Origin of the sequence: Rahnella sp. PAMC25559, from assembly GCF_050632365.1 — a bacterium.
Classification (GTDB): Bacteria; Pseudomonadota; Gammaproteobacteria; order Enterobacterales; family Enterobacteriaceae; genus Rahnella; species Rahnella rivi.
In genome coordinates this window covers 287,001-299,979 of record NZ_CP192544.1, presented here as the reverse complement: position 1 = coordinate 299,979, position 12,979 = coordinate 287,001, and the positions used below count along the sequence as shown (strand labels likewise).

Genomic DNA, 12,979 nt, shown 5'->3' with positions numbered 1-12,979 from the left:
CGGACGCCAATATACTCGGCACTTATTAAAAGACTTTTAATAACTCATCTGACCGTCGGAGAACGCCTTTTGTCACTCTCATCTGAACTACCTGATACGCCTGACCACATCGGGAGCCCGGCCAAACGGGTCGCCACCCGCTCAATCTTTTTTGTCACCGGCATGGCGATGGGGTTGTGGGCCGCGCTGGTGCCCTACGCGCAGTTACGCACGCATTCGGAAGCAGGGGATCTCGGCCTGCTGTTGCTGTGCCTCGGCGCAGGTTCGTTACTCTCCATGCTGGGTTCCGGACGGCTGATTGGCCGGTTTGGCTGCCGGGGAGTGATCATCGCCTCGGTCATATTGTATTGCCTGATGCTGCCGCTGCTGGCGCTGTTTAGCGACATCTGGCTGCTGGCGGTGAGCCTGTTCATTTTCGGCATGGGCATCGGGCTGGCAGATGTCTCGGTGAACGTGCAGGGAACGCTGGTCGAGCAGGCCGCGGATAAGCCGCTGATGTCCGGTTTTCACTGCTTATGGAGCGTCGGCTGTATCGCCGGTGCCGGCGGCGGTTCGTTGCTGCTGAGCTCGGGCGTTTCACCGCTCGGCAGTACGTTTTACGCCATCGCACTGGTGATTATCGTGACCGCGTACTCCTGTCGTGGCCTGTTGCCGTTTGGCGCGCACGAGGAAGAGCATGTTGAAGGAAAAGCCAAACGACGGCCTAACTTCCGCCTGGTACTGATGGCGGTGATGGCCATGATCTGCTTTATGGCCGAAGGCGCGGTACTTGACTGGGGCGGCGTATTCCTGACGCGCGAACGTGGTCTGGCACTGGAACATGCGGGCTGGGGTTTTGCCGTCTTTGCCGTCGCAATGTCATTGATGCGCTTGACCGGCGACGCCATCGTCAGCGCGCTGGGGCGTAAACGTGTGCTGGTGGTGGGCGGCATTTTGGGCATTGCCGGTTATCTGATGGTGGTGCTGTTACCGGGCTGGATCCTGCCACTGTGTGGTTTTGCGCTGGTGGGCATTGGCGCGGCGAATATCGTGCCGGTGCTGATCACCCTCGCAGGGCAGGAGAAAGTCATGCCGGTCAATATGTCGGTGGCGATGGTGGCGACGCTGGGTTATCTCGGCGTGCTCGGCGGCCCGGCGCTGATCGGGTTTATCGCGCATCTCTCCAGCCTGTACGTGGCATTCTCAGGCGTCGCGGCGGCTTTCCTGATCATCACCTTCGGCGCGTACAAATTAAAATATTAATGATTTTGGGATAACTGAGTCACACTGAACCGCGGGCGGGTCGTAAAACGCCCGCTTTTTTTCTATTTTCGCCTTTTATCATCTGACCCTGTAGGAGCTGCAATGGCCGTAAAACTTATCGCCGTCGACATGGATGGCACGTTCCTGAATGAATATAGCGAATATAACCAGGCACGTTTTAGCGAGCAGTATCAGGAATTATTGCGTCGCCGTATCAAATTTGTGGTTGCCAGCGGCAACCAGTATTACCAGCTGAAATCCTTCTTTGATGAGCTGGATGACCAGATCGCCTATGTCGCCGAAGGTGGCGCTTACGTGGTCGATAAAAAACAGGAGCTGTATTGCGCCAGCCTGGAGCGTGAACAGGTCTCTCAGGTCCTGCAATGGATTGGCCGCACGCCCGGCATCAATAACCTTGTCTGCGGCAGAAAAGGGGCTTATGTGCTCGAGGGCACCGATGAAGAGTTCATCCGTCGCATGAGCCATTACTATCACCGTCTGAGCAAAGTGCCGACCTACGCGCACATCGATGACACCATTTTTAAATTTGCGCTCAGCTATGTGGAAGATGACGTGTATCCGCTGATGGGGGAAATCACCCAGCAACTCGGCAGCATTGTTGCGCCGGTCACCAGCGGCCACGGATCGATTGACCTGATTATTACCGGTAATCACAAAGCGAACGGCCTGAAGAAAATCCAGCAGCGTTATGACATTCGCGATGAAGAAGTGATGACCTTCGGTGACAGCGGGAACGACCTGGAGATGCTCAGCTACGCCGGATACGGTTTCGCGATGGAAAACGCCTCTGAACCGGCAAAAGCGGCCGCCAAATACCGAGCGCCATCCAACCGGGAAGAGGGCGTGCTGAAGGTGATTGATGACTGGCTGAATGGCCGTGCGCCATTTGACGTTAATCACGGCTGACCAGCCCATGCAGCCACGTCAGCGGCCAACGGCCCTCTGGCGTGGTTGTGCGTGAGCGATTCGTGCGGAAAATCTTATAGATCTCACTAATTAGAAATTTCGCGAAAAAAACGCGAAAATTCCTAGTCAGCCTGCTCGAATGCAGTGAGAATGTTTATGTGCTGTGACATGGTGTAAATGACAGGTTAAATTTAAACGCCATTTATTTTCAGCATGTAAATGTCAATCAGACTGCAATAATAATTCCTCAACAATTCCCCCAGGCACTATATCTGTCAGAACAGGCTTCCTGCTGGCATTATTCACCTTTCGTTTTCTGTTTTGCGGTTTTTAATTCTGCTGGCAGGGCTTTTTTGTAGATTATCGCGAAAACTTCTTAATAATCTGAATTCCACTCTCTGCCGGTACGGGCTCTCGACAATGTTAAGACTGAGAATTATGATTGTTGCGTTGAGAGAATTATCCTAAGGCAGTAAAATAAGGCACTGACATATTATGTAGTAATGTGTCAGCAAAGAGAACGCATAAGGGGTTCTGGTTTAGTTAAGGTTTAACAGGGAAGGGCAAACACAGTTTATATATCGCTTACGCAACCCTGCATGGCGCGGCGGGCGGAAGGTATTACTGATATTGCAGTTTATTTTCAATGGAACAATTTATGAAAGACACAGTGATAATCCATTCCGGCCATTATGAAATGCTGGCGATTTCGCACATTCTTAAAGAAGCAAAAGTGAAGCCGCGATCTTATTCATCATTAACGGAATTCTTTCATTCAGGGCCTGGAATGAGCGTGGGTTTTATTATTCTGGAAGTGAAAGAAGAGTCCTCAAACTTTGATGCCGCCATAAAGTTTTTGCGCAGGCTGAGCTTTTATTACACCCCGCCACAAATTATTGTCATGACCAAAATAGAAAAAGCCGAGAAACTGAGTTTACTGGCAGAACTTCAGGTAGATATGCTCATCTCCGAGCAGGAAGATTTTTCTATTCTCAGAAAAATGTTGATCACCGGCGTAACTGATCTTAACTATCACATGGCGGTGAGCCCGTTCCTCAAACAGAAAGATAATGATTTTACCCGCGCGGCGAAAAAGCATTTAACCGAGATGGAATGGCAAGTGCTGAGTGCCATACAGCAAATGAAAAGCAATGCCACCATTGCCTGTAAACTCGGGCGCAGCGTTAAGACGGTCAGCACGCATAAAAGAAATGCGATGAAAAAGCTGGGGCTGAAAAATTCGATTGAGCTTTATAAATACCTGATGCAGTAACCGGAGAAAGGGCGTGAGGATGAGGGTGTGATGAGGACCCTCACTGCGCGGGCAGAGAGGGGGTGGCGTCAGATGGAGTGGTTGAGCACTTTATTTAGGTAGTTGAACAACTCTTTTGTACTCTTCAGTTTTAACTTCTTCATGGCGCTGTATTTGTAGTAATAGAGATTTGAGGCCGGTATTGCGGTGATTTTCTCGATATTTTTCATCTTAGCGTTCTTCGACAAACACCGCAGTAAAATCGCTTCATTTTTCGTCAGAATGAAGTCCTCAATGAAAGGCAATATAGATTCATATTTCCCCGTCAGCAGGCTATCGAAAAAGAAAAACACTTTAGATAATGCATTGTTTTTGCACAGGTGAAAGTCTGACAACCGGCTGTTAACAATAACATTATCGCTAAGAATGATTATCTTGCAGTCTTCTTTGGTGTTCGTTTTTAAGTTATAAATAAACTTGTCTATGTCGTATTCAAAACTCACTGCGCCGGGTTCGATAATGTAAATATCGAATTTCTGGCTGTTCTTGTCTAAGGCGTATTCTGCGCTGATTTGATTAAAAATAATGCTCTTTGATGTGTTAATCAGAGAGAAGACATTCTCCAATCCCAAAAAAGTCAACGTGCATGAGTCAATAATTGCAATCCGCAACATTAATTCATTCCTTTAAATTAAAAAAATTCCATTTGATAAACGGGTTGTGACTCTGATGGTTTACCTCCGTTATATTCATCCATCATTCTGGTATTTATAATATATAGTATTATTCCTACCGTCAATGTAAGTGAATTTAAAACATTATATAAATGTCATTAAATGTTTCAAAAATAATTTCGCAACAGGTTGAAAATAAAAGAATTTTAAATGACATCGAATGAAATATATTATTGTCGTCGGATTATTTTGCAAATCTTTATTGAATACTAGAATATTCCTACATAAGCAGACAAACCTTACAAAGATATATCCCCTCCTGTTGATTGAAATCAACGTATCAGCCAGGGGTCTTTTGGTTCATTTCTCAGGGCGGTGCAAATATGGCCAGTGTGCGGCCAGTAATGAAATAAGGCTGCCGGAAGCGGGCAGCCTTTAAGCGGTGGTTACAGTGTGTCAGTGAACCTGAGCGGTCAGGGGACGTAATCAGGTGGGACGCCGCTGTCCTCCTGAGGCGCCGGGTTGTAATCCGGCGGTACCGGCGACTGCGGCGGGGAATACTGATTATCACTGTAACCGGCGTCAACCGGCACTTTGTTGCCTTTGGCATACATGCACTGGGTGTAAACCGTGTCGTACTGATCTTGCAAATCGCCGCTGCTGGCTCCGGCGCTGTTGCTGCCCATGGCGCTGCCGATCAGTAATCCGCTGCCCGCGCCGATTAGCGCTCCCGGTCCGGCATGACCGGAGGCGGCGCCGAGCAAGGCACCTGCCGCTGCACCGACCACCGTCCCAGCCGCCGCCGTGCCCGCCGCATTGTTACTGGCGGTTTCTGCGCCGCCGTTAACACTGCCGTAAGCGGCGTTGCGGCAGGACATTTCATCCATCCGGAACGACTGATAACTTTTACCGGTGCCCGGCAGCACCATCACATCAGGCCGGGTAGGGGGCGAAACGCAGCCCGTCAGCGCTGCGGCCAGGGCGAGCATTGCCACCGGAGTAAACCTGTTCATCACTTTTATTACCTGTTAACGGGGTGCTGAATCGCCCACTACCACTTTCATCCATCCCCGCGGACAAGCGGGAACGCGCGGGTAATAGCCCGCCGGATTCTGGCAGTAATACGCATAGTTTGGCGTTTTCTCAACGTAAGTCTGTGGTTGCGCGGGCGCAACATAGACCACTGGCGGCGGCGGATAATAGACCGGCGGCGGGATGCCGATCACCACGTTCGGACCATACCAGCCGCGGCCATAGCCACCGTGCCGGTAATAGCCATGCCCATAATAGCCGTGTCCATAATAACCCTGTCCGTAATAGCCATAGGCGAACGACGCTGAACTGACGGACATCAGTACGCCAGCGGTCAGCATCAACAACAGCAGCCTCTTCATAACCACCTCTGAGATAGAAAACCCGTTGCGCGGAGTCGTAAAAAAAGCCACTTCTCCTGAGGCTAAAGATACTCTGCTGCCAGCGGAAAGGTTGGCGTGGAATTAGGGGGAACAGGACAAGGATGCGTCAGCAATTGTGTGTAAAAAATTCCAGAAACGCGAAATACTGACGTTCGGCTGCAATAAAACCCTCTCCCTTTCCTTCGCCCGCAAAGATAGCGAAAGTGAATGCCATTCACCGGTATTTTCCTCGCTTAAAGTTCACTCTTAAATATCCGGCTCATAAAGCATTTTATTTCTTGAATAATAACTGGTGTAAATCAAAAATAAACGATTTTACAATTTAATTACCTGTGTAAGTTATATTGTTAAAGCGTTACGGCAGATAATTTAAAATTGATTTTTTCGGGTTTACCTTTTTAAAAATTGTCTGATAGCATAATCGCTTCTCCTGAAATAATTTTTAATGCGCTGAGTGTTATTGTTTTTAAATTCAATAAAATCAATGCATTGTGAATTTTGTATTTTCCTTTTTTATATTTCATTGCATTCAGGGGGAAGCCGTTAAGGCATGACTGAATGACGGGCAGAAATGTTTGTAAAAACGTTAACGGAATTCAGGTGTTAATTATTTCATCGTTCAATAAATACCGACATTGAAATATGTCCGCCTTGGGCCGCAGCGGCCTTATCCGCTGCAAATGATCTGTACACACTACTCATGGCATGGAGCCACAAAGGGAGTTGAAATGAATAAAATATCTCGTCTGACCTGGAATTTTGCATCGAAAGTCCAATTTGTCGCGGGTGAGTTGGCAGGGCAAAAGATTAAACGGATAAGTAGCCTGACGGGTATCGTGGCCGCGACGCTGATATCTTTGCCGGCCAATGCGCAGGGTGCCGTTCAGGCAACAGGGGGTGCGAAACCTGAAGATAAGGTGGCTGCGGGCAAACGAGCCACCGACGGGCTTAGCCTCCTGCAACTCCAGGCCGTCACCGGCAGCGATGTGCAATACGATACCAACCCGGACGGATCCTTTGACTACAACAACATCACGTTAGGCGGAACAACGTACAGCAGCACGACCAAAAGCGGAGGAACGCGGATCACCAATGTTGCTGCGGGTACCAGTGGCGGTGATGCGGTCAACGTTGATCAGCTCAATGATTCCGTGACGAAAGTCAAAACGCATTATTCCAGCGTGAATGATGGCGGCACGGCGGGAGCGAACTACAACAATGATGGTGCGAAGGGGGCGTATTCGCTGGCCACCGGTGCGGGTGCGACCGTCGATGCCAGTTCAGGCAATGGCGTGGCTATCGGTAAAAATGCCACGGTGAGTTCGTCAAAAGGCAGCGTGGTTATCGGCGGCGATGCCACCGGCAGCTACAGCGTTGCCGGCGCGAATGCTAATCAGGTTGTGATTGGCAACGCGGCCTCAGCCACGGGTGTGTCTTCGATTGCGCTCGGCGATACCGCCAGTGCGACAGCCTCCTCGACCATGGCCTTCGGTTCGGGGGCCAGCGCCAGCGGCACCGGATCGGCAGTGTTTGGCTGGCGTGCGTCAGCCAGCGGCCAGGCGGCGGTGGCGTTGGGTGCGCAGTCACTGGCATCCGGCACCTCCTCTCTTGCTTTTGGCTATGGTGCGACCGCCTCAATCAACAACAGTGTGGCCCTCGGTGCGGGTGCGGTAACGTCTCCGGTAGTGGCGACAACTGGCACGAAGATCCGCGGGAAGGATTATGTTTTCGCCGCAGGGGCGCCCGCAGGCACAGTGAGCCTTGGCGCGCTCGGCAGCGAGCGCACGCTGACCCGCATGGCGGCCGGGCGGCTGAGTTCAGACAGCACCGACGGTGTGAACGGTTCGCAACTATTTGCCACCAATCAGGCCATTGAGAATCTGAATCTCAGCTTCACCGATCTGGATAACCATGCGTTGAAATATGACACCAACGCCGACGGTTCAGTGAACTACAACCGCATGACGACAGGCGGCAGCGCCTATAACAGCAGCACCCACACCGGCGGGACAATATTGACCAACGTGGCGGACGGCTCCGCGCCGAGCGATGCAGTGAACTTCTCTCAGCTGACCGAAACCAATAACAGTATTAACAGCATCTACAGCAGCGGCACGAAATACACCCACGCCAATTCAACCGGTGCTGATTCCTCAGCGACGGGGGCGGACGCCGTGGCGATAGGTCAGAGTGCTGCCGCCAGCGCAACCAACGCGGTCGCTATCGGTAACGGAGCGCAGGCGGGCACCGCGAACAGCGTGGCGCTGGGCGATGGCGCAAAAACACAGGCGACGGTCGCCACTTCCGGCGTCACCCTTCAGGGGAAAGATTATGTTTTTGCAGGCAGCTCGCCTGTGGGAACGGTCAGCGTCGGCGATACCGGCACGGAACGCACCATCACGAATGTGGCCGCCGGGCAGATCAACGCCACCAGCACCGACGCCGTCAACGGATCCCAGCTGTACGCGGTGACGGATGCGATCAACAACATCAACGGCGGCATGGCGAGTCTGGATACGCTTTCCGTCAAATATGATCTCAACAGCGACGGCACGACCAATTACAGCAAAATCACGCTGTCCGGTGACCCGACCACCCTCACTAACGTTGCGGCAGGCACGCAGGACAGCGATGCGGTGAATTACGCCCAGCTCAGCGCGGTTTCTGCCGTGGTGAATAATATCGCCAGTGGGACAGAGGGCATGTTCCAGGTCAGCAACACCAGCAAACGTGCGAAACCGGTAGCCAGCGGCAAAGAGGCCACTGCCGGGGGCGCCGGCGCCGTCGCGTCCGGGGATAACAGTACTGCCCTCGGCTCGAATGCCCGCGCCTCTGCCGCAAATTCCGTTGCGCTGGGGGCGGATTCTCTTGCCGATCGCGCCAACTCGGTATCGGTAGGTTCTGCGGGGGCTGAGCGTCAGATAACTAATGTGGCGACAGGCACCCGCGGTACCGATGCGGTGAACGTTCGCCAGTTAACATCGGGCGTTACCCAGGCCAACCAATACACGGATAACAAGTTCGGCGCGTTGAAAAACCTGGTGGATGACAATAATGACAAGCTGAGTGCCGGTATCGCCGGGGCAATGGCGATGGCCAGTCTGCCGCAGCCTTACGCGCCGGGCGCCAGTATGGTGAGCATGGGGGGAGGGACGTATCAGGATCAGTCCTCCGTCGCGCTGGGGGTGTCCACTATTTCTGAAAATGGCAGATGGGTAACCAAAATGTCCGGCAGCAGTAACTCGCAGGGGGAAATGGGCGCCGCCGTCGGAGTAGGTTATCAGTGGTAATGGCGTAATGTATCGAAGGAATGCCCCTGTTTACGGGGGCAAACCTTCAGGATCAGGACGGGGATTTCTGACTTGCGGTAAAGCGCCGGAACGCTTCCAGCGTTTCATCACTCACATGATGCTCGACGCCTTCGGCATCCAGTCGTGCGGTTTCGGCACTGATGCCCAGCGCAATAAAGAACGCCTCCACCACGTTGTGACGCTCGCGGTTTTCCGCCGCCAGTTTCTCGCCTTCCGGCGTGAGGAAGGTGCCGCGATAAGGCAACTGATGAACCAGCCCGGCATTCGCCAGACGCTTCAGGGTTTTCGCTACGGTGGGTTGCGAAACGCCCAGACGTGCAGCCAGATCCACCTGACGTGCTTCGCCAAACTCGCGGATCAGATCGGAAATCAGTTCAACGTAATCATCCATCAGTTCCCGTCGGTGCGCCTCGCGCACCTGTAAAAAACCCTGAGCGTGTTCTTCAACATCCAGCAACGGATTTAATTTTTTATCTTTCACTGCGCCTGCCTCTTTCTTGCTCAACGGTTTCTTACCGCCGCCGCTTTGCGCGACAACGAACCGCATTGTAAACCAACAACACATATCTACCAATTTCTGCGAACTTTGCCTTGGCTATGGAGTATAGCCTATGCTATACCTGAATAATAAACCGCCGACGGCCGGACACAGTGACAGGAGAAAATTCATGGGAAATGGACAAAACATTGTAAAACTATTCAGTCAGTCGCCGTTCCGTTTACGGCTGATGCTGATCGGCATGATCGTGGCGCTGATCACCGGCAATGCAACGGCGGCGGAGAAAGACAAAAAAAAGTTTAAAGTGGTGACGACCTTTACGGTGATCCAGGACATCGCGCAGAACGTTGCCGGTGATGCCGCCACGGTGGAGTCCATCACCAAACCCGGCGCGGAAATTCATGATTATCAGCCGACGCCGCGTGACATCGTAAAAACGCAGTCTGCCGATCTGATCCTGTGGAACGGATTTAACCTCGAACGCTGGTTCGGGCGCTTCTTTGCTAACATCAAAAATGTGCCGTCCGCGACCGTCACCGACGGCATCGCGCCGCTGCCGATCCAGGAAGGCCCTTACCTCGGCAACCCCAATCCGCACGCGTGGATGTCGGCGAAAAATGCGCTGGTGTACGTGGAGAATATCCGCGCAGCGCTGGTGAAATACGACCCTGAAAACGCCGCAACCTACGACCGCAACGCCAAAAACTATGCCGAAAAAATCACCCGGCTGGATGCGCCGCTGCGCGAACGTCTGGCAAAAATTCCGGCTCAGCAGCGCTGGTTAGTCACCAGCGAGGGCGCGTTCAGCTATCTGGCGAAAGATTATGATTTGAAAGAAGCCTATCTGTGGCCAATCAACGCCGAAGAGCAGGGCACGCCGCAGCAGGTCAAAAAACTGATCGACCTGGTGCGCCAGCAAAACATCCCGGTGGTGTTCAGCGAAAGCACCATCTCGGATAAACCGGCCAAACAGGTCAGCAAAGAGACAGGCGCGAAATATGGCGGTGTGCTGTATGTCGATTCCCTGTCTGCGGCGGATGGCCCGGTACCGACCTACATTGATTTGCTGAAAGTCACGGTCGGCACCATTGCGCAAGGATTCGGCCAATGAGTGATACCGCGCTGCATCTCGACGTCGATAACATTTCGGTGACCTACAATAATGGTCACACCGCCATAGAGACTGCGTCGTTCCGCCTGAGCGGCGGATCGATTTGCGCGCTGCTGGGCGTCAACGGCAGCGGCAAATCGACCCTGTTCAAAACCATCATGGGCATTATTCGCCCGACGCACGGCAGCGTGACGCTTGATGGCCTGAACGTCAGCAAAGCCCTGAAGCAGAATCTGATCGCTTACGTGCCGCAGTCTGAAGACGTGGACTGGAACTTTCCGGTGCTGGTGCGTGATGTGGTGATGATGGGGCGCTACGGCAAAATGTCATTTCTGCGAATTCCCTCGCAGGAAGATAAAAAACAGGTGGCGTCGGCGCTGGCGCGAGTTGGCCTGACCGATCTGGCACAGCGTCAGATCGGCGAGCTTTCCGGTGGTCAGAAAAAACGCGTGTTTCTTGCCCGTGCGCTGGCACAGCAAGGGCGCGTGATGTTGCTCGACGAGCCGTTTACCGGCGTGGATATCAAAACAGAAAACGCCATTATCGATCTGCTGCGCCAGCTGCGTGAAGAGGGGCATCTGATCCTGGTGTCGACCCATAACATCGCCAGCGTGCCGGATTTCTGCGACCGCGTGGTGTTGATCAACCGGACGGTGATCGCCGCCGGGCCACTTGACACCACCTTCACCCATCCGAATCTTGAGAATACGTTCGGCGGCGCACTGCGCAATATCGGCTATTTAGTCCCGCAGGAAACGGCCGCGATGCCAGAAACCCTGTCACCGATAAGGCGGGTGAAATGATTGACCTGCTGCTTGAGCCGTTTCATTACAACTATATGGTGAAAGCCATCTGGGTCAGTGCGGGGGTAGGCGCGGTGTGTGCGTTTTTGTCAGCGTACCTGATGCTCAAGGGCTGGTCGCTGATGGGCGATGCGTTATCGCATTCCGTGGTACCGGGCGTGGCGGGCGCGTATGCGCTGGGCTTCCCTTACGCCATTGGTGCCTTTGGCACCGGCATTCTGGCCGCGCTGTCCATGACGCTGCTACGCCATTTCACCAAACTGCGTGAAGACGCCATCATTGGCTTTGTTTTTTCCACCTTCTTCGCCCTCGGCCTGCTGCTGGTGTCACTGAATCCGACCTCCGTCAACGTGCAGTCGATCCTGTTCGGCAACATTTTAGGCATCGACGACGCCGACATTTTGCAGGTGCAAATCATCGTCGGCATTTCCCTGCTGGTGCTGTGTGTCATCTGGCGCGACCTGCTGGCGGTCTTTTTCGATGAAGCGCATGCGCGCTCGGTCGGCCTTTCTCCGCTGTGGCTGAAGGTGATTTTCTTCACCATTTTCAGCGCGTGCAGCGTGGCGGCGCTGCAGACCGTCGGCGCGATTTTAGTGATCGCCATGGTGATTACGCCCGGCGCAACAGCGTATCTGCTCTCCGACCGCTTTTCGCACCTGCTGATTATCTCAGTGATGATCGGCGCGGTAACCAGCGCGGTGGGCGCATGGCTCAGTTATTACCTCGACGGTGCCACCGGCGGGGTGATCGTCTGCCTGCAAACCACCGTTTTCCTGCTGGCATTTTTGTTCGCACCGAAACACGGCTGGCTGGCGAATCATTTCCGTCTTAAACGTTCAGGGAGCCGCGCATGATGGCCTGGATGGATGTGCTGATGGAGCCGATGAGCTTCGACTTTATGCAGCGCGCGTTGCTCACCGCCGCGGCCACCAGCGTGGTCTGCGCGATATTTTCCTGTTTTCTGGTGCTCAAAGGCTGGTCGCTGATGGGCGACGCCATCTCTCACGCGGTGCTGCCCGGCGTGGTGCTGGCCTATCTGGCGGGGATCCCGCTGGTGATTGGCGCGTTCGGTTCCGGCCTGTTTTGTGCGGTCGCTACCGGTTTCATCAAGGAGCATTGCCGTGTAAAAGAAGATTCGGTGATGGGCATCGTGTTTTCCGGCATGTTCGCCGCCGGCCTGGTGCTGTTCTCGCGGGTGAATACCGAGCAGCATCTCAGCCATATTCTGTTCGGTAACGTGCTCGGCGTCACCGACAGCGAAATGCTGCAAACGCTGATCATCGCGTTTATCGTCACCCTGGCGATTATCATCAAATTCAAAGACCTGATGCTGTTTTGTTTCGACCCGGTACAGGCGAAGGTTATCGGGCTGCCGGTGCGTTTTTACCACTATGCGCTGCTGTGTCTGCTGGCGCTGACCATCGTTGCCGCGTTGCAGGCGGTCGGCGTGGTGCTGGTGGTGGCGATGCTGATCACCCCCGGCATCACCGCCTTTCTGCTGTGTAAAACCCTGCCGAAAATGATGGCGGTGGCGGTCACCGCGTCACTGCTGGCGGCGGTGTCCGGCACCTTTATCAGTTTTTATATCGATGCCGCGACCGGCCCGACCATCGTGCTGATTCAGGCGCTGATTTTCCTGCTGGCGCTGACGGTGCATCTGCTGCGCAAGGCGGTCAAACCGCGTCAGGCCGCCTCAAATCCCTGACAGCGCACCGAATGAATAGTGTTCCGGCGGAAGTTTTGCG

12 protein-coding genes are annotated in these 12,979 nt (G+C 53.5%); 8 read left to right on the top strand and 4 right to left on the bottom strand.

Annotated elements, in window-relative coordinates; genetic code table 11:
- Positions 1–69 precede the first annotated feature (69 nt).
- The 3 genes from ACQZQY_RS23725 to ACQZQY_RS23715 all read left to right on the top strand — a co-directional run bounded on the left by ACQZQY_RS23725 (position 70) and on the right by ACQZQY_RS23715 (position 3,442).
- Positions 70–1,242, top strand: coding sequence for an MFS transporter (locus ACQZQY_RS23725; protein WP_431297366.1), 1,173 nt, complete (start codon positions 70–72; stop codon positions 1,240–1,242).
- 102 nt (positions 1,243–1,344) lie between these two features.
- Positions 1,345–2,169, top strand: a complete 825-nt coding sequence (locus tag ACQZQY_RS23720; protein ID WP_056775095.1) for a Cof-type HAD-IIB family hydrolase — start codon at positions 1,345–1,347, stop codon at positions 2,167–2,169.
- A 787-nt stretch (positions 2,170–2,956) separates the two neighbouring features.
- Positions 2,957–3,442 (top strand): helix-turn-helix transcriptional regulator, encoded by a 486-nt coding sequence (locus tag ACQZQY_RS23715; RefSeq protein WP_183849262.1) that lies wholly within the window; start codon positions 2,957–2,959, stop codon positions 3,440–3,442.
- A gap of 68 nt (positions 3,443–3,510) precedes the next feature.
- Here ACQZQY_RS23715 and ACQZQY_RS23710 read toward each other — a convergent pair whose 3' ends face one another.
- The 3 genes from ACQZQY_RS23710 to ACQZQY_RS23700 form a co-directional block, all read right to left on the bottom strand.
- Positions 3,511–4,095: a helix-turn-helix transcriptional regulator gene (locus ACQZQY_RS23710; protein WP_056775089.1), complete on the bottom strand. Its 585-nt coding sequence runs from the start codon at positions 4,093–4,095 to the stop codon at positions 3,511–3,513.
- Between the two features lie 473 nt (positions 4,096–4,568).
- A complete protein-coding gene (locus ACQZQY_RS23705) occupies positions 4,569–5,108 on the bottom strand; it encodes a glycine zipper family protein (RefSeq protein WP_056775086.1) in 540 nt (179 codons plus the stop codon).
- A 15-nt stretch (positions 5,109–5,123) separates the two neighbouring features.
- A complete protein-coding gene (locus ACQZQY_RS23700; protein WP_056775083.1) occupies positions 5,124–5,489 on the bottom strand; it encodes a hypothetical protein in 366 nt (121 codons plus the stop codon).
- A 749-nt stretch (positions 5,490–6,238) separates the two neighbouring features.
- On the opposite strand from ACQZQY_RS23700, the gene ACQZQY_RS23695 reads away from it, so the two are divergent.
- Positions 6,239–8,800: a YadA family autotransporter adhesin gene (locus ACQZQY_RS23695; RefSeq protein WP_431297365.1), complete on the top strand. Its 2,562-nt coding sequence runs from the start codon at positions 6,239–6,241 to the stop codon at positions 8,798–8,800.
- Between the two features lie 52 nt (positions 8,801–8,852).
- Here the strand turns inward: ACQZQY_RS23695 and mntR are convergent, their stop codons facing one another.
- Positions 8,853–9,302 carry a manganese-binding transcriptional regulator MntR gene (gene mntR / locus ACQZQY_RS23690; protein WP_414072326.1) on the bottom strand — a complete coding sequence of 150 codons (450 nt, stop codon included), beginning with the start codon at positions 9,300–9,302 and terminating at the stop codon, positions 8,853–8,855.
- Positions 9,303–9,489: 187 nt separating this feature from the next.
- On the opposite strand from mntR, the gene ACQZQY_RS23685 reads away from it, so the two are divergent.
- From ACQZQY_RS23685 to ACQZQY_RS23670, 4 genes are read left to right on the top strand one after another with little or no spacing between them, the layout of a single operon-like run.
- Positions 9,490–10,431: a metal ABC transporter substrate-binding protein gene (locus tag ACQZQY_RS23685; RefSeq protein ID WP_431297364.1), complete on the top strand. Its 942-nt coding sequence runs from the start codon at positions 9,490–9,492 to the stop codon at positions 10,429–10,431.
- Positions 10,428–11,234 carry a metal ABC transporter ATP-binding protein gene (locus tag ACQZQY_RS23680; RefSeq protein WP_431297363.1) on the top strand — a complete coding sequence of 269 codons (807 nt, stop codon included), beginning with the start codon at positions 10,428–10,430 and terminating at the stop codon, positions 11,232–11,234. The genes ACQZQY_RS23685 and ACQZQY_RS23680 overlap by 4 nt, the downstream gene beginning before the upstream one ends.
- Positions 11,231–12,088: a metal ABC transporter permease gene (locus ACQZQY_RS23675; protein ID WP_056775072.1), complete on the top strand. Its 858-nt coding sequence runs from the start codon at positions 11,231–11,233 to the stop codon at positions 12,086–12,088. The genes ACQZQY_RS23680 and ACQZQY_RS23675 overlap by 4 nt, the downstream gene beginning before the upstream one ends.
- Positions 12,085–12,939 carry a metal ABC transporter permease gene (locus ACQZQY_RS23670; protein ID WP_122096909.1) on the top strand — a complete coding sequence of 285 codons (855 nt, stop codon included), beginning with the start codon at positions 12,085–12,087 and terminating at the stop codon, positions 12,937–12,939. Before ACQZQY_RS23675 ends, ACQZQY_RS23670 begins: the two co-directional genes overlap by 4 nt.
- Positions 12,940–12,979 lie beyond the last annotated feature (40 nt).

Excerpts from the sequence above, each read along its gene's own strand:
- ACQZQY_RS23720 (WP_056775095.1), top strand. The coding sequence starts at position 1,345 with ATGGCCGTAAAACTTATCGCCGTCGACATGGATGGCACGTTCCTGAAT.
- ACQZQY_RS23715 (WP_183849262.1), top strand. The coding sequence starts at position 2,957 with ATGAGCGTGGGTTTTATTATTCTGGAAGTGAAAGAAGAGTCCTCAAAC.
- ACQZQY_RS23710 (WP_056775089.1), bottom strand. The coding sequence starts at position 4,095 with ATGTTGCGGATTGCAATTATTGACTCATGCACGTTGACTTTTTTGGGA.
- ACQZQY_RS23705 (WP_056775086.1), bottom strand. The coding sequence starts at position 5,108 with ATGAACAGGTTTACTCCGGTGGCAATGCTCGCCCTGGCCGCAGCGCTG.
- ACQZQY_RS23700 (WP_056775083.1), bottom strand. The coding sequence starts at position 5,489 with ATGAAGAGGCTGCTGTTGTTGATGCTGACCGCTGGCGTACTGATGTCC.
- ACQZQY_RS23695 (WP_431297365.1), top strand. The coding sequence starts at position 6,239 with ATGAATAAAATATCTCGTCTGACCTGGAATTTTGCATCGAAAGTCCAA.
- ACQZQY_RS23685 (WP_431297364.1), top strand. The coding sequence starts at position 9,490 with ATGGGAAATGGACAAAACATTGTAAAACTATTCAGTCAGTCGCCGTTC.
- ACQZQY_RS23680 (WP_431297363.1), top strand. The coding sequence starts at position 10,428 with ATGAGTGATACCGCGCTGCATCTCGACGTCGATAACATTTCGGTGACC.
- ACQZQY_RS23675 (WP_056775072.1), top strand. The coding sequence starts at position 11,231 with ATGATTGACCTGCTGCTTGAGCCGTTTCATTACAACTATATGGTGAAA.
- ACQZQY_RS23670 (WP_122096909.1), top strand. The coding sequence starts at position 12,085 with ATGATGGCCTGGATGGATGTGCTGATGGAGCCGATGAGCTTCGACTTT.